A 23,781-nucleotide genomic window follows, 5' to 3' on the forward strand; every position below is an offset into this window, starting at 1 on the left:
CAACCGCAACCGCTCGTGTCAGGTTACGCTGTGCTAATCTAACAACCAACATTTACTGTTTTACTCACATGTTAAAAATTTCTGGAACATCTGCATTATCCAACTTTCGTGTCAATAAACTACTGGTTGAATTACAAGCCATAGAAGCAAGCATCACTGCCGTTTCAGCACGGTTTATTCACTTTGTAGATATTGAAAATGACCTGACTGTTGGCCAAAAAACCATTCTAAATCAGCTATTGGCTTATGGTTCATTATCATCAACAAACCAGCCAAACAGTGAAAGCCTTTTGGTCGTGCCACGATCGGGCACTATCTCGCCCTGGTCAAGTAAAGCAACAGAAATTGCCCAGCGCTGCGGCTTGTCTACCATCAAACGCATAGAACGCGGCATTGAATACTTACTGACAGCCAACGAACCGCTGTCAACAGCGGTCAAAACACAGCTGTCAACTTTACTGCACGATCGCATGACTCAAACGGTCTTGTTTGGTAATGCAGAACCGGATTTATTTGCCCAACACCAACCCAAGCTCTTAGTCGACATCAAGATCATTGAACAAGGTCGCGAGGCACTGGTTAAGGCAAATTTACAACTGGGTATGGCGTTGTCGGATGATGAAATTGATTATTTAAATGACAGCTTTCAAAATCTTGGCAGAAATCCGACGGATGTTGAACTGATGATGTTCGCTCAAGCCAATTCCGAACATTGCCGACATAAAATTTTTAATGCCGACTGGACAATTGATGGCATAGAGCAAGCCCAATCTTTATTTGCCATGATACGCAATACTGCCGATAAAAATCCGGAAGGCATTTTATCGGCCTATCATGATAATGCTTCGGTAGCTGTTGGCTCTAAAGCAGCCGTATTTATTCGCAATGCCCTGACTGGCGAATATGGTTACATCGAAGAAGACGTGCATTTACTGATGAAAGTTGAAACCCATAATCATCCTACGGCTATTTCTCCTTTCCCGGGAGCAGCAACCGGTTCGGGTGGTGAAATTCGGGATGAAGGCGCAACCGGAAGAGGTTCGGCGACAAAAGCTGGCTTAACCGGATTTTCCGTATCGCATTTAAAAATCCCCGGATTTATTCAACCGTGGGAACAAGATAATGGTAAGCCGGAACGCATTGCTTCAGCTTTAGACATTATGCTCGAAGGCCCCTTAGGCGGTGCAGCTTTTAATAATGAATTTGGAAGGCCCAATATCGCCGGCTATTTTCGTAGTTTTGAACAACCTGCACCCGGTAGTAACGGTCATGAATTTAAGGGCTACCACAAACCCATTATGATTGCCGGTGGCATGGGTAATATTCGCCCGATGCTGGTCGATAAACACCCTATTCCTGCCGGTTCCTTAATCATCATATTAGGCGGCCCGGCCATGCTCATTGGTTTGGGTGGTGGAGCAGCGTCATCACAAGCATCCGGTGCCGGTTGTGAAAACCTTGATTTTGCCTCGGTACAACGCGAAAATCCTGAAATGGAACGTCGCTGTCAGGAAGTGATTAACCACTGTAATTCGATGGGTAACGACACCCCCATTATTTCTATCCATGATATTGGTGCGGGTGGCTTATCCAATGCCGTCCCTGAAATTATCCATGACTGCAAACGTGGTGGACAGTTTGAATTACGAAATGTCCACAATGCCGATAAAGGCATGTCACCCATGCAAATCTGGTGCAATGAAGCGCAAGAACGTTATGTGGTTGCTATCAAACCTGAATCATTACCGCTGTTTAGCGCTTTTTGTGAGCGCGAGCATTGCTTGCATGCCGTTATAGGTATCGCCACCGAACAAGAGCATCTGTTGCTTAATGACGCCTTGTTAGGCGACAAACCGGTTGATATCCCGATGTCAATATTGTTTGGCAAACCACCCAAACTGCACAGGAATACCCAACATATAAAACCGGCTACCAAGGTACTGGACTTTAGTGGCGTGGCTCTACAAGAAGCCGTTGAACGGGTATTGGCTTTTCCTGCAGTCGCTGATAAAAGCTTTCTCATTCATATCGGTGACCGTTCAGTAACGGGACTGGTCGCACGCGATCAAATGGCTGGTCCTTGGCAAGTCCCGGTGGCTGATGTTGCCGTCACGGCATCCGGTTTTTATGCTTTAACCGGTGAAGCCATGGCAATGGGTGAACGTTCACCGATTGCTGTAATTGATGCCCCCGCGTCCGGTCGTATGGCGATCGGCGAGGCTATAACCAATCTGGCTGCGGCCCGGATAAAATCACTCAATAAAATCAAAATATCTGCCAACTGGATGGCAGCGGCGGGTTTTCAAGGTGAAGACGCCGCGTTATTTGATACCGTTAAAACAGTCGGCATGGAATTATGCCCGGCACTGGGCATTGCCATACCGGTCGGTAAGGATTCATTGTCGATGAAAACCGTGTGGAAAGATAACACCGACGAAAAAGTCATGACGTCACCGTTATCGCTGGTTGTTACCGCATTTGCTCCCGTCATTGATGTCAGTAAAACCCTGACTCCCCAGATGCAGGATATTGAAGATAGCGTATTAATTTTAATTGATTTGGGTGCAGGTAAAAATCGTTTGGGTGCTTCGGTACTGGCGCAGGTTTATAACCAAATGGGTGATGACTGCCCCGATTTGGATGACCCGGAATTATTGAAAGACTTCTTTAATGCTATTCAATCACTCAATAGCCAAGGAAAATTGCTGTCCTATCATGACCGTTCAGACGGCGGCTTATTAACGACCGTAGCTGAAATGATGTTTGCCAGCCGATTGGGCGTTTCCTTGTCAATTGATGAACTGGGCGATAACGCTCTGTCTGCCTTGTTTAATGAAGAACTAGGCGCAGTAGTGCAAATCCATGCCAGCGATTGTGAGCAGGTAATTGATTTATTACAGCAATCAGGCCTAAAAAATTGTACTTTCGTTATAGGTAAAGTGCTAAAAGCACCACAATTAACCATCAATTTTAAAGATAATCCGGTTTATTCTGCCAGCCGTGCCGAATTGCAAACCATCTGGTCAGAAGTCAGTTACCGGATGCAGGCTTTGCGTGATAATCCTGATTGTGCGAAACAACAGTTTGATCGTATTACCGATGATAATGATCCCGGCTTAACAGCAACCTTAACGTTTGACGTTAATGAGGATATCACCGCACCGTTTGCATCAACGTTAAGACCCAAGGTTGCCATCTTGCGTGAACAAGGCGTCAATGGTCATGTAGAAATGGCAGCGGCGTTTGATCGGGCAGGTTTTACCAGCATTGATGTACACATGACTGATATTATTCATGGACGGGTAAGTTTGCGTGATTTTACCGGACTGGTTGCCTGCGGTGGTTTTTCTTATGGCGATGTACTCGGTGCGGGTGGTGGCTGGGCTAAATCCATTCTTTTTAATCCGCTCGCCAGAGCAGAATTTGCGGCATTTTTTCAACGCCCTGATACCTTTGGCCTGGGGGTCTGTAACGGTTGTCAGATGATGTCAGGCTTAAAAGAAATAATTCCTGGAGCCGAGCATTGGCCACGCTTTATGCGCAATACCTCGGAACAATTTGAAGCCAGAGTGGCAATGGTTGAAGTACAAAAATCACCGTCCATTTTATTGGTCGGTATGGAAGGTTCCAGAATGCCGGTTGCCATTGCCCATGGCGAAGGTCGCGCAGAGTTTATTGGCGATCCTCAGACAGCACTTGATGCACAAGCCGTCGCCTTGTGTTATGTTGACAACTATGGCGCAGTAACGACTGATTTTCCTGCCAATCCTAATGGCTCGCCTTTAGGCATAACCGGATTAACGACCAGTAATGGACGCTTTACTATTATGATGCCTCACCCCGAACGCTGCTTTAGAACACTGCAAAATTCATGGCATCCTGATAATTGGAGCGAGTATGGTGCGTGGATGCGGATGTTTAGAAATGCCAAGGTTTGGACGCAAAGCTTAAAATGAAACTAATAAGGGGCAAGTTGTTTTTAGCTTCGCCCCTTTTAAATCACAGGCAGGATGACAAATGCTTTTAACCTCTAATCGAAAGGTTCTTTACGGCTTGATTCTCATCGGCATTGTCATAATAATAACAATGCCTGATGTGATTATCGGATTATTATTTGGGGTAGTCCATTTTTTCTTTGAGTTACTATTTATCTCGTTTGAATGGCTTGAATCCCTATTGGATCATGTCGTCGAACACTTACTTCATACTGAACTCCACGAAACTCAAACCATTGTTTTCTATTTGCTGGTCGGCATTGCCGGAATACCGCTTTATTATCTCTGGATCACGCTGCGGCGGTTTTTTTATTGGTTAAAAAAAACGCTCCCGGTAATATGGACACAATGCAAAACTCACACAATTGTTTACTGGCAAGACTTGTCGTTAATCGACAAAGTAAAAGTACTTTTCATTACGGTGATCGTAATTTATTTAGCCTCTTTTATATTCATGTAATATAGAAAATCTGTTCATATAAACTGCACCCGACCTGCCCTACCACTATTTATTTCTCAGTCCACGGCATAATCGGAACAGTAGAGATACTATTTGCCGGTGCACCTTCAATCAATTTTCGACTAATAGCCACATAAATCAAGGTGTTACGGTTAGCATCAAACAAACGACTGACTTTGGTTTCTTTAAAAAACAGCGAGGTATCTTCGCTAAAGGCTGTTTCTTCTTTCGGCAACTTTCCATCAATAATAATGGGACCGACCTGACGGCAGGCAATAGAAAATTGCGAAGGATCTTCAGCGACGCCAAATGCCCCGGCAATACCCCCGGTACGAGCTTGGCTAATATGACAAGCAACGCCTTTTACCTTGGGATCATCAAAGGCCTGCACGCAGACTTTGTGATTTGATCCAATCAATTTCCACGATGTAGTAATACAGCCAATTTCTTCTGACTGCGCGGAAGGTGTCAAGAAAACAAGTAATAATGAGCTATACGTCAGTATTTTTTTCATAGAAATTTCCATCATATTTATTTTTAGTGGTTTGTTGGCATGCAGTTAAACAAGCTATCCAACGCTTTATCGCTTTCGGTATTAACCGTTATTACATTAATTTGTTCTTCAGCGGACAGAACTTCTGCCCATTGCAGTTGATGGAGTAATACATCAGTCGTCGCTTCTGAGGCATCATTTTGTCGTTGTTTTATACGCCGACATAACGCTTCTGTAGATGCCTTAAAATCAACAATAATAAATCGTACGCCACATTCTGCGGCAAGATTTTTAAATAAGTCGCGCTGATCAGCTTTAAGAAAAGCTGCATCAACAATGGCAGAGAAACCTGCTTTAATGACATTTTTTGCACAACCGGCAAGATGCAGATAAGTTTTATGTCCGGCCTCCCGGGTATAAAGCCCGCTATCAAGATCACTCCCGGTATCTGACTGTGCCTGATAGCCAAATAAGCGTTTACGTTCTATATCTGAACGTATTTGCAAAGCCCCCATTTTTTCGGCAAGCTGACCGGCATAAGTAGATTTACCGGAGCCTGAATAGCCATGAGTAATGATTAAAACCACCGGCTTTACCGTAGTAAATCGCTCGGCCAGAGTAACAAACTCAAGGTATTTTAAACAAGGCTGATTACAGACAGGATCATTTAATTGCTGGGCATTGCGCAACAATGAAACTTTGGCGCACACCAGCGCACGGTAAACCAGATAGTATCGCAATAAAGCCAGTCCCTGATAATCACCGGAATGTTGCAGATAATGGTTGAGTAATCGGTAAGCGTAACACTCATAGCCAACGTGCAGTAGATCAATCACCAGAAAAGCGAGCTCACTGATGACATCAATCCAGCGTAGCAGCGGATTAAACTCGATACAATCAAACAGCGTTACCTTGCCGTTGATAAGCGTCATGTTACTTAAATGCAAATCACCGTGACATTCGCGGATATAGCCTTGCCCCCTGCGTAGCTCCATTAATTCGGCTTTATCATGCCATTCATCATTACCCCAAGTCTCGATAACCTGGAGTTGCTGTTTTTGTTTTTCATCGACCAGCAAGGGCCTTATATGATCAAAATTCTCGTTAAACCAATGTTTGATACCTTCACTTTGACCATAGGGAGAGGCAATATCAGCTTTTTCGATAACATCATGAAAATCAGCAACAATACCGGTAATTTGATCGATTTCATTTACAGTTAATTGCCCACTTTCGGCAAGCTCACTTAAGGTAAATCCTGCGGGAAATTGAAGCATCTTAACGGCGTATTCAATAACCGCCCCTCTTCCTTCCATGGTTGGCTGATCGGGACTACCGGTTATTGCAACCACATCAAGATATAAATCGGGCGCCAATCGCCGGTTAAGGCGTATTTCTTCATGACAAAAAAACCGGCGTTTCTCTAACGTAGAAAAATCCAGAAAGCCAAAGTTAACCGGTTTCTTGATTTTATAGGCATATTTCCCGGTTAACAGCACCCAGGAAATATGTGTTTCAACCAGATTAAAAGCTGTTATTTTATGCTGATATGCACTGGCCTCAGACAAAGCCTTAATCAAGGCAATACTACTATCCAGTCGGGTTTTATTGTTATCCATATTAGCGTCAAACTATTGAAAATACTCAGTCAGATCATCATTAATAGCGTCAAGATCAAACTCTTCGGGATCAAACTCCCCGCCTAACCATTCCAGCGTATCTTCATACTCAGCATGTTTGGGATCTAAAACTATTGCAATAAGCTCTTCATACCCCCAGATACCACCACAATCTTCTGGTGGACAGGCACGCTTACCTTTAAGGCAAACAGGCAAGGCAATTTCAGTATCAAAAGGCAGTATTTTTTCGAGCAGTATTTTGTGTTCCCAGCTATCCCCAAAATCATATTCATAAATCAGGGAATCCTTTTCCTTTGTTAACAATTGCGCCAACGTGTATTGTGTCTCGTCTTCCGTTTCCAGATCATAATCTCCATCGGGGACACTATAAAATGTTTTATTGGCAATAAATTGGTGTAAATGACTGTTGGTCCAGCCCATTACAACCTGAATGACATCATGAAAGGCAGATAAACCTATATCACTGGCAACTAAAACAGTACGCCAAATGGGCGGTTTGGCACCCATCAATGAAATTTTTATTTGATAAATAACCCTTGATTGCTTCGTTGCCATTTTAATAACTCCGTCAAAATATAAATTTATTGATATTATTTACACAAGCATACTAAGGTGACTCCTAAAAGGGTTAAGTTTACCTGATACTTAATTTGTAAATAATTACCAACATTTAATGTTATGATTTTATTGCATTATTACTATAATAACAACAATATATCAATCTAATAATGTAAATAAAAAACTACATTTCTATAAAATTCTTTACAAAAAGTTATTAAGTAGCGTGTGCGTTAAATAATCCATGACTCATAGATGCATAAAATAAATTAGCAGCTAAACCCATCAATATTATTTATTATGAATTTATCTATTCTAAAAGGTCAGTTCGTCTGTTAATTTTTTCTTTAAAAGTTCCACACGTTCTTCAACAAAATCTGGAAAATCTTTAAGATCAAGCTTCTTTGGTAAATAATGCTTTTTCATTGATGGATTAGCTTCTAAAACCCAAACATTTAAGTCTTTTGCACCTTTAGATTTATTTTCATTCTCATCAAGCATTTGTAAATTAATAACTGAATTAAAGTAGCTTGGATCTGTATAGTATTCTCTATTATTATCGTCTAAAGTTACTCCTTTTGATTTTAGCTTCTTCTTATCAAAATGCGATAATGGATGACAATGGTCAAGATTAAAGTCTCTATTCTTATAATCGAGGTGTGGAAATAATAATGCTAATACCGCGAAAGCATATCTATTATCTTTACTTGTAAATAACAAGCTTTCAACAAACTCTTCATCAACCGAGATACTTTTATTAGTTTTGGAAAGCCTTAATGCTATTTGTTTAGCAGGAAAAATATCAATCCCTTTTACTAATTCTTTTTTAATAGTATCCCTGATTGTTTTTAAAACTCCCTCTGCTTGCCCACCAAATATTTGATGTAATAAAACAACATGCAACCATCTCTTAATTATTGCTCTATCATTTTTATATGCTGTTTTTTTACAAAAATTATTCACTCTCCCATTTTTATAAAGATAATAAACAATTGGAAGCACAGAATTCAACGAAGTTAGTGTCTTAGTTGTATATCCAAAGTCCGTTACTAACTGAAAAGATTCTTTAATTGCACTTTTAATTTCATTCCAGTTAGTTTCAAATTCTTTTGCATTTTTTACACTAAAGTTATCAACTCGAAACTTAATATCATCATTGTATAAAACCAAATATGTTCTCAAAATAAAATCTTTGTTAACCAAAAATCCAAATTCTTTGATTAGTTCATCAACAAGCCCATTAATTTCTTTCTTAGCATCTAAATTCATCCAACCTGAAATCGTTGTTGACATAACTAAATCAGAGTAACTTAGTGTTACGCCTCCTGAATTAATGCGTATAAAAATATTTAATGCTCTCGTGTAATCTGCGCTCTGCTCAAGATAGTAATGTATTAATTTTTCGATATGTACCATATCATGAAGTCTGCTTAAAATTTCTAGCGACTCACCATTTTCTATATTATTTTTTTTACAATAACTATTTAGTTGAGATAGCCCTCTGATATCTAATATTTCGCTAATCTTAAACCATTTTTTATTACTATTAACTTCGGCAGCTTCCTTTGGCTTAAGAAAAGAAAAATCATATTTTTTTTCATCGTCACTATCATCTAAATTATTTTTTTCATTTTTCTTGTAAAATAAATTTAAATAAAGGTATCTTGTTTGCACTGAGTATTCATTGTCATTCCAAGCAAGGTTATATCCGTGGTAGGCATATGAACCTTTTAATCCTAAGTATAATGCCGTAAGTCTTTGCTGCCCATCAAGAATAACTTCAAAGCTTGGAATACCTATTGTTGATATCTCTTCTGAACGTATTAAGTACCGCTCTCTATATTTTCTTAATATTCCATAAAATCTTTGATTTTGAGTATTTCTCCCATCAACACTCCAAAGAAGCATTGAGCCAATTGGATAACCCTGCATTAAAGAATCAAAGAGTTTTTCAATTTTACTATGCGTCCAAACAAAATCTCTTTGTATGGCAGGGAGTAAATATTGGTTGTAATCGATTTTTTGTAAAGCATCTGCAACAGACAGTGGAGGGAAAAATGACATTTTAAATTATATTATTATATTAGTTGAAAAATAAAAACGCTGTTAGCGCCGACTGAAACCGAGTTCTAGAGCGTTCTAGAGCATTAAAAATAACCCTACCCATATTTACTACCGACATTCCGTACCTTTGCACATTACGATTAGGGTAGTAAGCCGCTGCTGGCCATCTATGATATTTAGACGGAGGTCTTTCTCTCTGTCTTGTTGGTGCAGGATAATGCTACCCAGATAAAACGGATGAGAAGCTGGCTGCAAACCTGTTGCTGGTTTAAAGTATCTGCGCAGATCATCCAGCAAGCATTGAAGCTGAGATGCCCTCCAACGATAGGGGCGCTGATATTCTGGCAGGTGGAGAGAGCCCTGAATCTGCGCGCCATCACTGGCTATAATACTCGGTTCACCAGCAAACAACTCGGCCAGCGAACAGCTGGCAACAATAATACTCATCTCAACCTTTCCTTAAATCTTTGAATAGAGCGAATCAAGCAGCTTGAATCTTCGGAAAATATTCAACCTTTATGGTTTAAGTCCAACCGCTAGATCCCGGAAGGAGGCAAGCGCAGCTTCAAGGTGCTCAATGATTTCCTGCTGTAAAACATACGGAGGCGGCAGATCATCAAGATTGTCGAGAGTGTCATCCTTGTGCCAAAAAATATCCAGACTGGCTTTATCACGGGTTATTAATTCGCTATAGGTGAAGTATTTGAATCGTTCGGCTTCCTTACGCTCATGCCGATTTTCAGGGTTGTAGCAGGTTATAAAATCCCGCAAATCATCGAGCTTCAGGGTTTTTGTTTTCAGCGTGAAATGCTTGTTAGTGCGCAGGTCATATATCCACACACCTTTAGTATGCACCTTACCGTCTTTTGGTTTAGCGTCGAAAAACAGCACATTCGCCTTCACGCCTTGGGCATAAAATATGCCGGTGGGTAAACGCAGCAAGGTGTGTACGTCGCAGTTCTCCAGCAATTTTTTGCGAATTTTCTCGCCCGCTCCGCCTTCAAATAACACATTGTCCGGCAATACAACGGCGGCTTGGCCTGTGTCTTTGAGGATGGTGACGATGTGCTGCAGAAAGTTAAGCTGTTTGTTGGATGTGGTTTCCCAAAAATCCTGCCGCTCGTAAGTTAACGCGTCTTTGTCTTCCTCGCCTTCCTCATTGGTAATGGTCATGCTGCTCTTCTTACCGAATGGAGGATTCGCTAACACGTAATCGAAACGTTTACCCGGATCACCAATCAACGCATCGGCACGCTCCACGGAAGGCTCGCCATCGAGTTCGCCGATATTATGCAAAAACAAATTCATCAAACACATGCGCCGAGTGTTGGGCACGATTTCATTGCCTTGGAAAGTGTTATGCCGCAGAAACTCTTTTTGTTTTTTATCCAGCGTGTTGCCAGAGCGGGTTAACCAATTGTAAGCACCCAGAAAAAACCCGCCGGTACCGCAGGCAGGATCTGCAATTGATTTCATCGGTTCGGGACGCACGCATTCCACCATCGCCTGAATCAGTGCGCGCGGCGTAAAGTATTGGCCCGCACCGCTCTTGGTATCCTCGGCATTCTTTTGCAGCAAACCTTCGTACAAATCGCCCTTGGTATCGGCATCCATACCCACCCAGCTTTCAGCATCAATCATCTGCACCAGTCGAGATAACTTGGCCGGGTCTTGAATCTTGTTTTGCGCCTTGAAGAAGATTGCGCCCAACATACCCGGCCCAGTGCCTAGCTTGTGTAGTGTCGCTAGATAATGCGCTTCCAGCGGTTCACCCACCTTACTGCGTAAACTGGCCCAGTCATAACCTTCTGGAATATGGGTATCGCGGTTGTACGGTTCTTGCGCGTACTCATGCGCCATCTTCAAAAACAGTAAATAAGTAAGTTGCTCCAGATAGTCGCCATAGCCCACGCCGTCGTCGCGAAGAGTGTGACAAAAGTTCCAGACTTTCTGAATCAGGGTGCTTGTATTCATAGAAGTTCCTCTACCCAAGCTTTATCACGATGTGAGCCAATGGCTGACCTGAAAAAGCTTGAATATTCGTGATCGAGAGATAGATGTTCTTGCAAGTGCGTGATGATGACGGGCTGATTACCTACAAGGCGAATCAGGTCGTCCAACAAGCGCCAATCGTTTTTTTTGCTTTCAGGTATGTTCCATTCGTTAAAACCAAGCCGCTCAATCGTGTAGTACGCACGCTGGTATTCCCAAGTGCCAACAGGTGCAGCGAGCTTGATCTCACCATCTATAGTGTGTGCCAACAAAGCGCAATCGGCCTCAACACATGGATCAAGCAACCTGGGGATTTCAGCGGTAATTGGGCTCGCGGGGGCGTTGCAACGGCTGGTCTCGTTCTGGAGAGGAAATTCGTTGGCCTTGCCGTGCAATGTTGTAAGTTCGTCTTTCTCTGGCCGATTGCACCGTTGGCACGAAAGGCGGAAGTTCGACCACTCATACGCCAGCCAGAAGTAACCGTTATGCCCGACCAGCTTGACGCCATCCACCGTAATGCCGAGCTTAGGTCGGAAATGGTCTACATCAAAAACCGCACGGTTACTCTTCGCCTCGCAGTACCAACACTTATGTCCACTGGCGTTCGATAGCCACTTCTTGAGCAGCCCCCAACTGCCATTCTTCTTCAGATATTTTGACCGCTCTTCTTGCGTGACGAGTGCATTGACGACAGCAACCCTTGCTGGGTAAACCTTAATCCATCGCGCTGGCAGATTTGGTGGTAAAGGAATAATGACGAATCTCACCTACGATCCCCCTGCAAGCTGCTCAGCAGACTTTGCACTAAGGCATCTAAGGCCTTTTGCTTGTTTTCAGGCGTGACGATTGCACCGCCGATTTCGCCATCAGCCGCGAGATCGAATCTCGCCCGCAAATATTCCTGCTCCAGACGATCTCGTGAACCGAAATTGAAATCCAAGCCTTCCAGGCGCTGGCGAACTGCAACCAGCTCTTCTCGGTCGGTATCGCTCAATGTCGCTTGCGTGGAAAGCTGGTGCAATGAGAGCAGGTCAGTATTGGTGGCCTTGTCCAAGCTGGAGCCAAGACCAAACATATCGCTGGTAATGATACCAGCAAAGCCCATGCCCTTGGGGTCCATGGCAGGGTTTTCCGAATGCACTGTTCGAGCGCCGGAGTCTCGGTATAGGATTTGGACTTGCTCTTTGACAAGCTCAGCAATCGCCAAGGGATTGTGAGTCGTCAGAACAATATGGCTATTGTCCTCACCTTCGTTGTTTTGCCCCACAAAGGACTTCAAGTAGCTCAGGTAGTCAACGCACCAACGCGGATTCAAATGCGTATCCGGCTCATCCAGCAAAAACAGGCTTTCATCCTCGGCGGTGAAGCGCAGCAAGCCCAACACTGTCAATAACTGTTGCTCGCCTTCGCTGAGCTCACGGAACGTCACACTGCCGTCGTTTTTCTTGAGACGCACGCGGATGCGCACTTCTTCAATCAGCTCGGAGACATAGGTGCTCTCCAAATCTCGGAAGAACTGCGCCGGAGCCTGATTGCCCACCAAACGCCGTAACGCGGCAATGTCTTTCACGTATAGATATTTGAACTGCAGGGTTTTCTTGTTCCAGATCGATGTCGACACGCGGCGACTGATGTCAACCGGAGCCAAAGCAATGTCATAAAGGCGGGACAGGAAGTCGCGTACTACGCCCCGTGCATTCCAGAAACGCGGGTCGCCATCGGCAGCCTTTGATTTCCAGGGTGGTTGGCGCAGTACGAACAGCACCGATTCAATGCCTTCGTCCGGATCAAGACCCAAATGATCATCCAGGAAAGCCCGCACCATGTCCGACTGCTGGAATAAGAAGGCAAGCAGCACGAATTGACTGTGCACAGGCATTGCGTAAAACAGACGCTTTAGGCCGGGGTCTTCGCCATTGCGTAGCTTGCTATCGTATTTCTCCAAGTAAGGACGGAATATGTCGCGCATGCGTGTGCTTTCGCCTGAGTAGTAGCCGAAAACGTAGCGAGGCAGATACTTGCAATCGTCTTTTAAGAAATCAAGGAGATGGATGCGAGCTTTGTTTAATTTTTTCTTAACTTCAGAGTTAGCTTCAAACAAATAACCCAATGTTTCGTGTTGCTTAGTGTTTTTGATTTGCTCTATATCTTGTGCGTTGCCCACATAAAACTGAATGGGATCCGCTTTGCGATCCGGGTCAGAGCTAATGTAAACATGAAATAGGCTCTCACCCGTGCCTATGCGATAACTGAGCTCAAAGGCAAACGCTGGCATGCGCTTCATGGTAATTAAATCACGGAAGATGATGGCCAACGCCTCCAGCACGTTGGATTTGCCCGTGCCGTTCCATCCGATGACCACAGTCACCCAGTGATCCTGATCGAAGTCGATGGTGACGTTTTTCAGGTTCTTGAACTGGTGCGTCGGGCTATCTTTGGCGCTGCCAATGGTAAGTTTATCCAGGCGCATGGTCAGGTCGCCAACAGCTTCAGCCGATCGTGCAGTTTACGGCCTTGGGTGTCCGTAACCGCCTCTACCGCCAAACGACCCGCTTTATCCAGCATGCGCAGTTCGGCGTACAGCGCTTCAATTTGCTCGGTCTGAGCACCATCGGCCACACCGCAGCGACGAAATGCTTCTTGGGCTGTCACCCAATCGCCCGCCTCGCCGAGCACGTCAATTAATTTGCTCACCACGGCGGCGATCTCCTTTTGTTGTTTGGTTTTACGCACCTTCGGCTGCTTTTCGCGCTCAGCCCTTTCTGCACGAATACGCTCCAGCAACACGCTGGCTGGTTCTTCGTTGGGGGCTTGCGGCACCAACTGGCCGGAAAAAGCGGCTTTGAGGATGTTTTTGCGTTGGACGGCAGATTGTTTGAGGGAAAGCTCTACCGCATTCTCTTGGCGATTAAGGTTTTCAATCTGCAATTCGAGTTGACTCAATAGCTCTCTTTGTTCTGATGCAGGGCCTAAGGGAACAGGAAACATCCGCAACATAGTCATGTTAATTGATGCCAAGTTGGTCGTTTGCTTGCCTGCGTTTTGGAACCACAATTTGCCGAAAGTATTGCCATGATGCGAGATCAGCTCTGGCAATACCTCTGGCAAATACAGGCGCATGCGGAATACGTGGTTTTGGTGAATGCAATTGGCAACTTCATCACTCCACACCCAGCCACGTCCAAGCTTGTCTCGATCACCACCTTCGTTAAACAGCACATCACCGGCTTGTAATGTTAATTCCGCAATGTCGCGCTCAGTGGCCAAAATGGTCTTTATTTCGGAAAGATCGAGAAAGCCGCGCTGCACGTTGGCCACCCGTAAATACGGTACTTCGCGAACCTGGACATCAGGGTTGCGTTTTGTTCCTTTAGCAACGCCTGATGCAATTTCACCTAGCATATCCAAGCTCGTCCAAACCCACCCCTCCGGCAATTCCGACAAATCGCTAGTATCAGGGTTGGCCGGCTCGGGGTATTTGCTTTGCCAGCCTTTAGGCGGAGCTTTACCTTGTTCTTTAAATTTTGCTAATTGCTTGGCTTCCCAGAAGATTCGGCGCTCGGTGAGGATGCGTTCCAGCAATACAGTGCCGGTTTCTTCAGGTTGGTTTGTTGTACGCCACTCGGAAGTCAGCTCACCTTCCACTGCTGCTTTCAGCAGCGATTGCCGATACTGCACCAACTTCTTCTGTGCGGCCTTGAGTTCGCCCACCCCGGCGTCGAGATCGGACAGCATTTCTTCGAGTTTTTCGACGATGCGAGTTTGCTCAGCCGCAGGCGGCAAGGCCAGAAATTCTTTGCGTAAGTGCTGGTAATGGCGACCATACCCACGATTCTCAAGATCAATAGTTCCGAGCTGTAGATACGCAAACATCGGGTCCCAAAGCGCAGTCGGGGCAAATAGCTTGACTCCATCCGCTCCAACAGCAAACGGAAATTTCACGAACTTGAAACGGCGGGTGTGGTCACCAAAAACGATCACCGGAACTGGTGAATTAACTTTCGCATTCAAGTCATTGGTATATCCACCGATCAGACCTTCACCTTGATCAACTACAGGTAGTTCGCCTGCTGGTAAATAGTCTTTCTGTTTAATGCGAAATCCACGATCCGAGATGAGTTCAACGGCTTCATCAAAGCCAATCTGCAACCAAGAACTAGGTAAACCCCTCACGCCACCAACTCCTCATTCATCTCTGTCATCAATTCATCCAGTTGTTTGCCAAACACCGTCCAAACCTTCTGCAACCCGCCTTTATCCGCAAACTCGGCATAGTCGAAATCATCACGACTGATACTGCAACTACTGGCTATGTGGTCTTTGATCATCCGTAGCCATTCGGTTTGTTCGGCACTAAATGCCGTGGTGCGCCGGGCATTGTGGCGGAAGATCCATTCTTGAAAGCGTTTATCGACCTGTTCGCTAAAGGGTTTGAGTTCGGTATCTAGGCCGATGGCAAAGCGCAGCAGTGCGATCAGGTCGGTCAATTGGCGCTTACTGTTTGCACCTTTCACTTGGCTGGTTTGCACTCGGGCATAGGCGCTCCACAGCCGTTCGGTGGTCAGCATCAGCGGCGGGCGGCTTAAGGCATCGTGCAATTCATCGATCATTTCAAAGGTTAGCGTGCGGCGTTGGTAAGGTTGTTGGTAAAAGAAACTTAAGGCTTCGATTTCTTGCTTGTGCTGGTTGATGTAATCGGTGAAGGTCTGAATAATTTTTTGTGCCTGCGCTTCGGCTTGCTCGCTGTAGCCGGAAAAGGTGACTTGATCGAGATTAAGGTGGTCGATCAATTGTTCACGTTCGCGGCGAGCGGATTCGATTTGCTCGCGCAGTTCGGGTTTATCAAACGGCTCGCAGGCTGCGGCAACGCGCTGGGCACGGGCGGCGCTGATTTCATCTTCGGTAAGCGAGTCATCGCTACGGGTAATGCCTTGGGCTTTTGCTGTCGACAGAGCGGCTTCGATGATTTTGTCGGGGTCAATTGCGGTAATCAGCCGCTTGGCAAGTTCGCTGACGGGAATGCCGCCGGACACTTTTTCGATGCGGGCCTGAGCTTTGTCGTCCAATTGTTTGGATAAACGCAGCAAACGATTGGCAAGACTTAATACGGTGTCGTCGTCGCGGTGGCCGATGGCGATGCCTTGCAGTAAATCTTTAAGGGCGACACCGGGTTTTTTCTCCAGCGGGCGGGATTCGGTTTTAAGCGACTTCTCCACGCCAACGGCATCAATCAGCACGAAGCGGGTTTTGGCGCTATCGGCGCTATTGCTGACACGTTTTAAGTCGTCAAAGCCCAAGCTGCGGACGCCGCGACCTTTCATTTGTTCATAGTAGCCTTTGCTGCGCACATCGCGCATGAACAGCAGCACTTCCAGCGGTTTAACGTCGGTACCGGTCGCGATCATGTCAACGGTGACGGCAATGCGCGGATTGTAGTCGTTGCGGAAGCTGCTGAGAATGCTGTCCGGGTCTTCTTCGGCTTTATAAGTGACCTTTTTACAGAAGGCGTTACCCTGACCGTAAACTTCGCGCAAGATATTGATAATGTCGTCAGCATGGCTGTCGGTCTTGGCAAAGATCAGTGTTTTTGGAGTTTCCTTGCGGCTGGGGAAAATTTGGTTTTCCACCGCTGTTTTCATGGCCTGGATCACTTGCCGAATCTGGCTAATGTTGACGACGGAGCGGTCCAACTCTTTGCCGGTGTAGAGCGCGTCTTCTTCGGTTTCAGCCCATCGTTTTTTGCGCGTTTGACGGTCGCGGTGATCAACCCATTCTTTGGCTTTAAGTATCGAACCTTTTTGGGTAATTTCAGTTTCAATCTCGAAGACATCGTAACCCACGTTAACACCGTCGGCCACAGATTGCTCATAGGTGTATTCGGCAACAATGTTTTCGTTAAAGAAGCCGAAGGTGCGTTTGTCCGGCGTGGCTGTCAGGCCAATAAGGTAGGCATCGAAGTAGTCAAGCACCTGCTTCCACAGGTTGTAGATGGAGCGATGACACTCGTCGATGATAATGAAGTCAAAGGTTTCGACTGGAATGACTGATGTATAACGCACTAGCTTGGCTTGTTTCGAAGTTTGCTGAAGCTCGTTAAGCGAGACATCTTCAGCTGAATCGTCAATGGGTTCACCAGACAATATCGAATACATACGCTGGATGGTGGAAATGCAAACCTGCGAATGGGGATCAATGGTCGAAGATGCCAGACGCTGCACATTATAGAGCTCGGTAAATTTTCGTCCGTCGTCAGGCGGCGAGTAGGCCATGAATTCCTGATGCGCTTGCTTGCCGAGGTTACGAGTATCAACCAGGAACAATACACGTTTGGCTCCGCCGAACTTTAGCAAGCGATAGACCGAGGTAATGGCGGTAAAGGTTTTGCCTGCGCCGGTGGCCATGTGTACGAGGGCGCGGGGCTTGTTTTGTGCAAGAGATTTTTCCAGTCCGGTAACAGCACTGACCTGACAGTCGCGCAGGTTGCGCTCGGGTAACACAGGCATCTGCTCGGCCAGTCGGCGGCGCAGAGTTTCTGGCTGAGCCAACCATAAGCTCAGTTGTTCCGGCTTAAAGAAGTGGAACAACTCGCGTGAGCGGGGTATGGGGTCGCGGCCATTGGTAAAACGGATGATCTGGCCGGTACTTTCGAACAGAAAAGGCAGCGGAGTGGTTTGCACTCGCCACTTCAGGGTAGCGTTGGCGTAACGCTCGGTCTGTCTTTCTGTCACGGTAAGGTTCTCACCAGCTTCATCACGCTTGGCTTCGATCACTCCCACGGCTTCTCGATTGACGAACAGCACGTAGTCCGCCGGTCCAGTGTCAGTGGGATATTCACGCACCGCAACGCCTTGGCCTGCACCCAAGTTGATTTGCTTCATATCCTGAATTGTCCAGCCCGCCCGTTCGAGTTTCTGGTCGATCAGTTGCCGTGCTTTGACTTCCGGGGGCATGCTGGTTTGTCCTTGCTCAATTTCCACTTATTTAATTTATTCCGCTTGTCTTGAGCAAAAAACACAACTTTTATTATTAATGCAAAACGAGTCAAATGCATCAAAACTTAGCTCATTATTTGATGCTCATCTGGGAGATAAGCCGCTTTTTTATCCATATTAAGCTAGTAGGCTATAACGAACGACATCTAAATTTCCATAGTAAAACAACATTATACTGGTTTTCTGTGGTCAATTGATATTAAATGAACATCGTCCAAGTATGTTCCATTTCTGTTTGGAAAATTCATTGCCATTGCTAGTCTGCCAGTTGATGATGAGTTTTCGTAGGATATACGATGAAGTATTACGGAACTGTTTTAGCGAGCTGTTGTGTCAGTAGATTCGTTCTATTTCTATTTTTGTGACCATATATTTATTCTGTTCTTTCTCGATCAATCCTTGGCAAAGGTTCATTCAATTGATTCTCCTTCATGCCATATTTGTAAGCATTGTATTGCCAAATCACAAATTGTTCTAATAATGCCGAGTTTTTCTGCTTGAGGCTTTCTATTTCGCTTTGCTGCCTTGCAATTCGATCACCAGCCATAGTTAAACTACTAGGCTTGGGTGTAACAACCCCCTGTACTTTAAGAGTTGCTTTCCTGGAACTATAAGCCTCTTTTATCAGCTTATTGGCATTGAGAGATTGCCGAGTCGGGTTTTTACCTATAATGGGCTCAGATGCTTCGCAAATACTCTCCCAAGTCAGCTTTTCGTCCTTCCAGGCATAGATAATACTGATAATTGCTTCTACATCAGTCTGTGTTAAATGCTTAGCCAAGTCCACCTCCCAAAAGTTTCGCCATATCATCTAAAAGATTGGTATCGTCAGAATTTTTTAACGCAATTATTGCTTGCTTTGACTCAATGGCACGACGTAGTGGACTAAACGATTTATCATTACGTAATTTAATTTGCGCACCGTCATCTACATCTGGATGCTCTAGTATGGAAACCAGTTCTAGCAAACGCTCAAAGGTATTTTTATGATATTCGTACCAACGATCTGCTCCTGACAGCCCTTCCTTTAACGCATTTTCTGCCGCCTGAAACAGCTGCTCAACTTTATTTAGTCGCGCTTTGATCCGTATAAGTTTTTCATTCTCGCCCTTTATGCAGACTTGCTCATGGCAATTTAGACAATCCCTGTATTTTTCACAAGGAGTCATGGTGAAATCATGGACGCATACACCAAACTCCGTAACATGAACGGCACCTTTTTCCATGGTGTTGAATTCCTGAATGGTAATTGGCAGGAACTTGTCAATTTCACCCGATGGCCCGAACAGCGTCAGCGATGTGTCCAGCGCCTCAGCTTTGGCTACCATCTCGTACTCGCTCATGTGATTATAGGTACGGTTCTGCTTTTGATCCGCACGCCCCGACCATTTGGCAATTTCTAGCTGCGACAAGCCACCACGTTGGGCAAAAGTATTGAGCAAATGACGCGCTTGATGTGAGTTCAGCTTGATTTGCTTTCCATCAGCGGCAAGATAGCCGTGTCTATCGAAAATACTCTGATGTGTACTACTTTTTAGGCTTTCTCTGGGAGACAAGTCATTGTTAACAACATTATGAGTAGGAGCCCAAAGAATTACTGGACTAACTCCACGGCCTGTGCCGATTAAATTTCTTCGCATACAGAATAAAGCATTGCTATACTTAATTTTTCTCTCCCGATTTATCCAAGGAAATCCTTCCGGTTGCCTTGAAAGTACATATTTCCAAAGACTCTTGAGAGTATGCACACCATCTTTCTGTTCCAATCCAAAATTGTTTAATGACGTACGACACTCCTTTGATGTGCCATTGGCTTGACCTAACGCTTGGCAAGCCTCCTTCATCGTAAGTGGATAATCATCGTCCAACTTTGGGCAGCACTCATGCCGATAAAATTTATCAGGATTTGTCTCAATCCACTTAGCAAGCTTTCTCGATTCCTCAGTTAATTTCATTAGCCGCTTGATCGCTTCTTTGGCAATACCTACCATTTCCGTTGGAATCCATTTTATATCGCCACCAAATCCCTTTCCTGCGTAAAAACGCCACCCGTAGCGCGACACGCCCTTAGAATCAAACTCTTCCACCTCACAGTCAACGGGCAGTTCCAGCACCTCTGTAATGCGGGATGGGGCGCACATTAGCATTGCGAACGCACAAGAAGTAAAAATATCTTTTGGTTCTGTTGAATCGGCGGCAAAGATTTCTGCCATCGCTATTAGCGCTTCTTCAGAGGGTAACTTTTTTTCTCGCCGGGCTTTGGCTTTTTGTCCTGTTTGAGTTATATCGGTTTTACGTGCTATAGGATTTCTCCACCCGCCTAGATCCGCTGCAATCAGCTTTTTTGAAGTAACAAACTTAGCGAGTCGTTCCAACTCTCTGCCCCCATGATAATCAGCACCACTTAAGTAGCAGGCTCTCATGAGCTGCGATGCATTATCTAAAATGGGTATGGAAAGATTGTGAATGCTTGCAAGGACGCTACTTTGAAGCAATGCGGCTTCAATCGTCCGAAGTGCTTTCAGCTCGTTTTTAGCACCAGTTGGCTTATGTCCTTGTTGATACCGGAAGTAGGCTTTTGCAAAATCAATAAAATCATCATCCAATTTGTCGGCTTCATCTTTAGTGCGTGAATTAGCACCAGACTTGGTAAAGTTTCCAGCTTTAGGCCACCTCCAAGCATCCCAATCCAGATCATTACCAAAAACCGTTAGATCAGTTTCGCATTTGCTGATGAATTCCAGCAAATTACGTTCGGCATCAATTTCCGATTTCGGTTTAAAATGAAATAGTTCAGCCATTTGCTAACTCATCCCTTCGTATAGCGCATCGCTGTATCACATCGGCAATAGCAAGAATGCTACGATCATTGACGGCAGCTATTTGTTTGTCTCCAGTAAGCTCCAGTAGTCTTTCCCTTTCTGAGATTAATTCTTCGTAGGCGATTTCATGAGGGCCATCCAGCCATGGCTGGAAGTGCATACAGGTATAACAAGTAATTGGAATGCTTGCCCCACAAAATCCGTAACTCCCGCAAGACCCCAAGCCTTTTCCATCAACTTTAATGCGGCTATTGAGGTCGTTACCTCTTTTAGCATCAGCTTCCGAATCAACAAGCACACCTGCAAAAGCTTGCGCGTAGGGGGCAAGGTAATGCCCAACAGCCTGATCCAGCTTTTCAACATGCTCAGGTATATTTTTGATATACACGCCGGCATTTTGTGTATCAGAATGATCAAGCAGTTCTGCAATAACCATTTCGCCAAAACCTTCTCTCGCGGCTCTGGTGCCTGTGGTATAGCGAAACCTAACGGGTGTAATATTCAGTAATTCCCCTGTACGTTCAGAATATATTCTTGCTTCATCGGCAATGTGCTTGCAGACCTCTGAAACTTTCACTGACTGAATATGCAACAGATCAGTCTTCAGGGAATCCCTTAGCTGACGTGGAGAGTTAATTTTTGAAATCTCGCTCATGTCAGGAAATAGCGGCAATTCAACCCTATCCATCTCCTGCAACTTAAAACCAAGCACCTTCTCGACTGACTGAACTACATGCACTGTTTGTGCATTCAGTATCGCCCAGAGCTCTTGGGTAATGGCGAACTGCTTAAACTGGCCTCGAAATTCTGTAGCCCGCTGCTTTGCCCTTGGCATATTCAACAAATAAAAAGGTTCGCTCTTTTTGTTTGAACCGTTCAGGACGTCTTTTAACCGCAAATGAGAAATTTGGATTGGGCGACGGCCAGTATTGCTAATCGCCAGTCCCAAGGCTAAGTCTGTTAGCGTAATTGTATCCCTTTCATAGGCTTGTATCGCGCCTTCATTAAATGCTTGTAGTTCAATGTCACTTAGAGGGCCTCTGACTGGATCAAGTCGCTTTATGACATCCCCTTTGATGTTTCCCTTGATAGTCCAGTCATCCAATAAATCGATAACATCATCAGATATTCCTTCATACCCAAGGTCATACCATTTTCTTAGGAAACCACGAATTGTACCTAAATACCATTCGGTATCTCTTGTAAGTTTAGCTCTGTAGTTAATTAATACCGTATCAGTGACAACTGATGCTTCCGTAATTCTGAGCATGTGTAAAAAATATATATTTATATTTCCTGTATGTGAAGCTGATAGATTGGACGCATAATAAGTCAACACCTTTATATAGCTTTTTGCTATTGAATTTTCTAGCAAGCAACGAACTGAACTTACATGGGCTTTTGTGTTTTTATCTAACCGCCAATAATCATCATCTGGACAAAATAAATACCCTGCTTTAGAGAAAACTTGTTCTCTTGCAATGGTAATCTGCTTTTTATTTTCACTTTTCATTACTTACCCCTTCAGGCACTCGAACCATTCCTTCCTGTAACTTCAGCGCCGCTTCATTTGCCTTCTTTTTCACAAAGCGCTTGTTATAGTGTATTGCTGATCCAGAGCCTTCCTTCCAACCCATAATATATGATCGCATTTTTTCTTGCTCTTCTTGGCTAGGAGGGTTATCCATTGAGTCCATTCGAATGGAAAATGCCTCATTCCATGTATGGCGTAATTGGTGGCCTGTGAGATTAAATAATGTGGGTGATGCTGTTCGTACAACCTCGATTACTTTTTTATAACCTGATTTTGAAAGAGGTTGACCTTGCGTTGGACCAGACTTATGGGTCACAAACAGAAAATCATTCTTGGTCGAATTAGGAATAATCTTCCTGCCATTAAGAATATAGTGATGAATTTCTTGTACTAAGGTATCTTTCATAGGAAGGCGACGATCCAGCGTTTTCACCAAAGGCTGATTTGTTCTAGGATCATCTTTTTCGTCTGCCCTCCTGACAACGACTAGCTGGTTTTTACCAAAGTCAATGTCACGAATCCGAATATTCAAAAGCTCACCACCCCGTAAACCAAGGTAATAAAGCATCAAAAAGATTAACCGGTTTCTGATTCTGACTGACTCATCTGCAAATGGATTAAGTTCTGAGCCGGGTCTGAACATTTCAAAAAGTAAATCCAGTTGTTTTTCATCCAAACCTTTCTCATCGCGCTCCATATTGCGATTCTTTTTTATGGGTCTTCTGGCTTTCAGACCTTTTTCCATTTTATCGATTTGCAATACGGTTAACCGATCCTTACTGCTGCCAAAAATTTGTTCGGCCAACCACTTGGTATATTGGGCGATAACAGTCAGTCTTACATATTCTGTTTGAGAGCTAACCTTCTCATTAAACTCCCGCAACTCTGAAAGGGTAAATATTCCGTTACTATTTTCTTTAGTCGTTTGGGTGCTAAATTTTATCTGGCAAAAATCTCTAAGCGCATCAAGTTCATGCTCCTTGAATAACTCTCCCTTTTGAAATCGATTTTCAATGTTCTCACCCCGTTCCTCCAGGTATCTCAACAAAACAGAAACCCCACCCAAACTAGATTCCATTGATGAATAAGACAGCGATCTATTACGCGACTGAGTAGTAATAAACAGATTAGGATAGAACAATGGCAAACCCGTAAGATTATCCACTAACAGGCAATATCGCTCCCCTGACACCATAACAAACGTTTTTATAACGCTCTTCATTATCTGTAT

At 44.6% G+C, this 23,781-nt stretch carries 16 protein-coding genes; 2 read left to right on the top strand and 14 right to left on the bottom strand.

Annotated features, from left to right (window positions below; genetic code table 11):
- Positions 1-68: 68 nt before the first annotated feature.
- The gene (purL, locus tag KKZ03_RS15960) at positions 69-3,956 is read left to right on the top strand and encodes a phosphoribosylformylglycinamidine synthase (protein WP_243217787.1); all 3,888 of its coding nucleotides are present in this window, start codon (positions 69-71) and stop codon (positions 3,954-3,956) included.
- Positions 3,957-4,017: 61 nt separating this feature from the next.
- Positions 4,018-4,455, top strand: a complete 438-nt coding sequence (locus KKZ03_RS15965) for a hypothetical protein (RefSeq protein WP_243217788.1) — start codon at positions 4,018-4,020, stop codon at positions 4,453-4,455.
- A gap of 49 nt (positions 4,456-4,504) precedes the next feature.
- On the opposite strand, the gene KKZ03_RS15970 is transcribed toward KKZ03_RS15965, so the two are convergent.
- From KKZ03_RS15970 to KKZ03_RS16035, 14 genes are all read right to left on the bottom strand, one after another.
- Positions 4,505-4,969 carry a CreA family protein gene (locus tag KKZ03_RS15970; RefSeq protein ID WP_243217789.1) on the bottom strand — a complete coding sequence of 155 codons (465 nt, stop codon included), beginning with the start codon at positions 4,967-4,969 and terminating at the stop codon, positions 4,505-4,507.
- A 23-nt stretch (positions 4,970-4,992) separates the two neighbouring features.
- Positions 4,993-6,567 carry a bifunctional aminoglycoside phosphotransferase/ATP-binding protein gene (locus KKZ03_RS15975; RefSeq protein ID WP_243217790.1) on the bottom strand — a complete coding sequence of 525 codons (1,575 nt, stop codon included), beginning with the start codon at positions 6,565-6,567 and terminating at the stop codon, positions 4,993-4,995.
- Positions 6,568-6,579: 12 nt separating this feature from the next.
- Positions 6,580-7,143, bottom strand: a complete 564-nt coding sequence (locus tag KKZ03_RS15980) for a plasmid pRiA4b ORF-3 family protein (RefSeq protein WP_243217791.1) — start codon at positions 7,141-7,143, stop codon at positions 6,580-6,582.
- Positions 7,144-7,461: 318 nt separating this feature from the next.
- On the bottom strand, positions 7,462-9,210 hold the full coding sequence (locus tag KKZ03_RS15985) for a DUF262 domain-containing protein (protein WP_243217792.1): 1,749 nt from the start codon (positions 9,208-9,210) through the stop codon (positions 7,462-7,464).
- Positions 9,211-9,318: 108 nt separating this feature from the next.
- A complete protein-coding gene (locus tag KKZ03_RS15990; RefSeq protein WP_243217793.1) occupies positions 9,319-9,657 on the bottom strand; it encodes a DUF262 domain-containing protein in 339 nt (112 codons plus the stop codon).
- A 69-nt stretch (positions 9,658-9,726) separates the two neighbouring features.
- Positions 9,727-11,184 (bottom strand): class I SAM-dependent DNA methyltransferase, encoded by a 1,458-nt coding sequence (locus KKZ03_RS15995; RefSeq protein WP_243217794.1) that lies wholly within the window; start codon positions 11,182-11,184, stop codon positions 9,727-9,729.
- Positions 11,181-11,969 carry a hypothetical protein gene (locus KKZ03_RS16000; protein ID WP_243217795.1) on the bottom strand — a complete coding sequence of 263 codons (789 nt, stop codon included), beginning with the start codon at positions 11,967-11,969 and terminating at the stop codon, positions 11,181-11,183. Before KKZ03_RS16000 ends, KKZ03_RS15995 begins: the two co-directional genes overlap by 4 nt.
- Positions 11,966-13,672: an ATP-binding protein gene (locus KKZ03_RS16005; protein ID WP_243217796.1), complete on the bottom strand. Its 1,707-nt coding sequence runs from the start codon at positions 13,670-13,672 to the stop codon at positions 11,966-11,968. Before KKZ03_RS16005 ends, KKZ03_RS16000 begins: the two co-directional genes overlap by 4 nt.
- 2 nt (positions 13,673-13,674) lie before the next feature.
- Positions 13,675-15,375, bottom strand: coding sequence for a hypothetical protein (locus KKZ03_RS16010; RefSeq protein ID WP_243217797.1), 1,701 nt, complete (start codon positions 15,373-15,375; stop codon positions 13,675-13,677).
- Positions 15,372-18,179, bottom strand: coding sequence for a type I restriction-modification enzyme R subunit C-terminal domain-containing protein (locus KKZ03_RS16015; RefSeq protein WP_243217798.1), 2,808 nt, complete (start codon positions 18,177-18,179; stop codon positions 15,372-15,374). Before KKZ03_RS16015 ends, KKZ03_RS16010 begins: the two co-directional genes overlap by 4 nt.
- A gap of 388 nt (positions 18,180-18,567) precedes the next feature.
- Positions 18,568-18,981 (bottom strand): hypothetical protein, encoded by a 414-nt coding sequence (locus KKZ03_RS16020; RefSeq protein ID WP_243217799.1) that lies wholly within the window; start codon positions 18,979-18,981, stop codon positions 18,568-18,570.
- Positions 18,968-20,995 carry a hypothetical protein gene (locus tag KKZ03_RS16025; protein WP_243217800.1) on the bottom strand — a complete coding sequence of 676 codons (2,028 nt, stop codon included), beginning with the start codon at positions 20,993-20,995 and terminating at the stop codon, positions 18,968-18,970. Before KKZ03_RS16025 ends, KKZ03_RS16020 begins: the two co-directional genes overlap by 14 nt.
- Positions 20,988-22,529, bottom strand: a complete 1,542-nt coding sequence (locus tag KKZ03_RS16030; protein ID WP_243217801.1) for a site-specific integrase — start codon at positions 22,527-22,529, stop codon at positions 20,988-20,990. The genes KKZ03_RS16025 and KKZ03_RS16030 overlap by 8 nt, the downstream gene beginning before the upstream one ends.
- Entirely contained in the window at positions 22,519-23,772 is a 1,254-nt protein-coding gene (locus tag KKZ03_RS16035; protein WP_243217802.1) for a site-specific integrase, read from the bottom strand. The genes KKZ03_RS16030 and KKZ03_RS16035 overlap by 11 nt, the downstream gene beginning before the upstream one ends.
- Between the last annotated feature and the right edge of the window lie 9 nt (positions 23,773-23,781).

The organism is Methylobacter sp. S3L5C, from assembly GCF_022788635.1.
Classification (GTDB): domain Bacteria; phylum Pseudomonadota; class Gammaproteobacteria; order Methylococcales; family Methylomonadaceae; genus Methylobacter_C.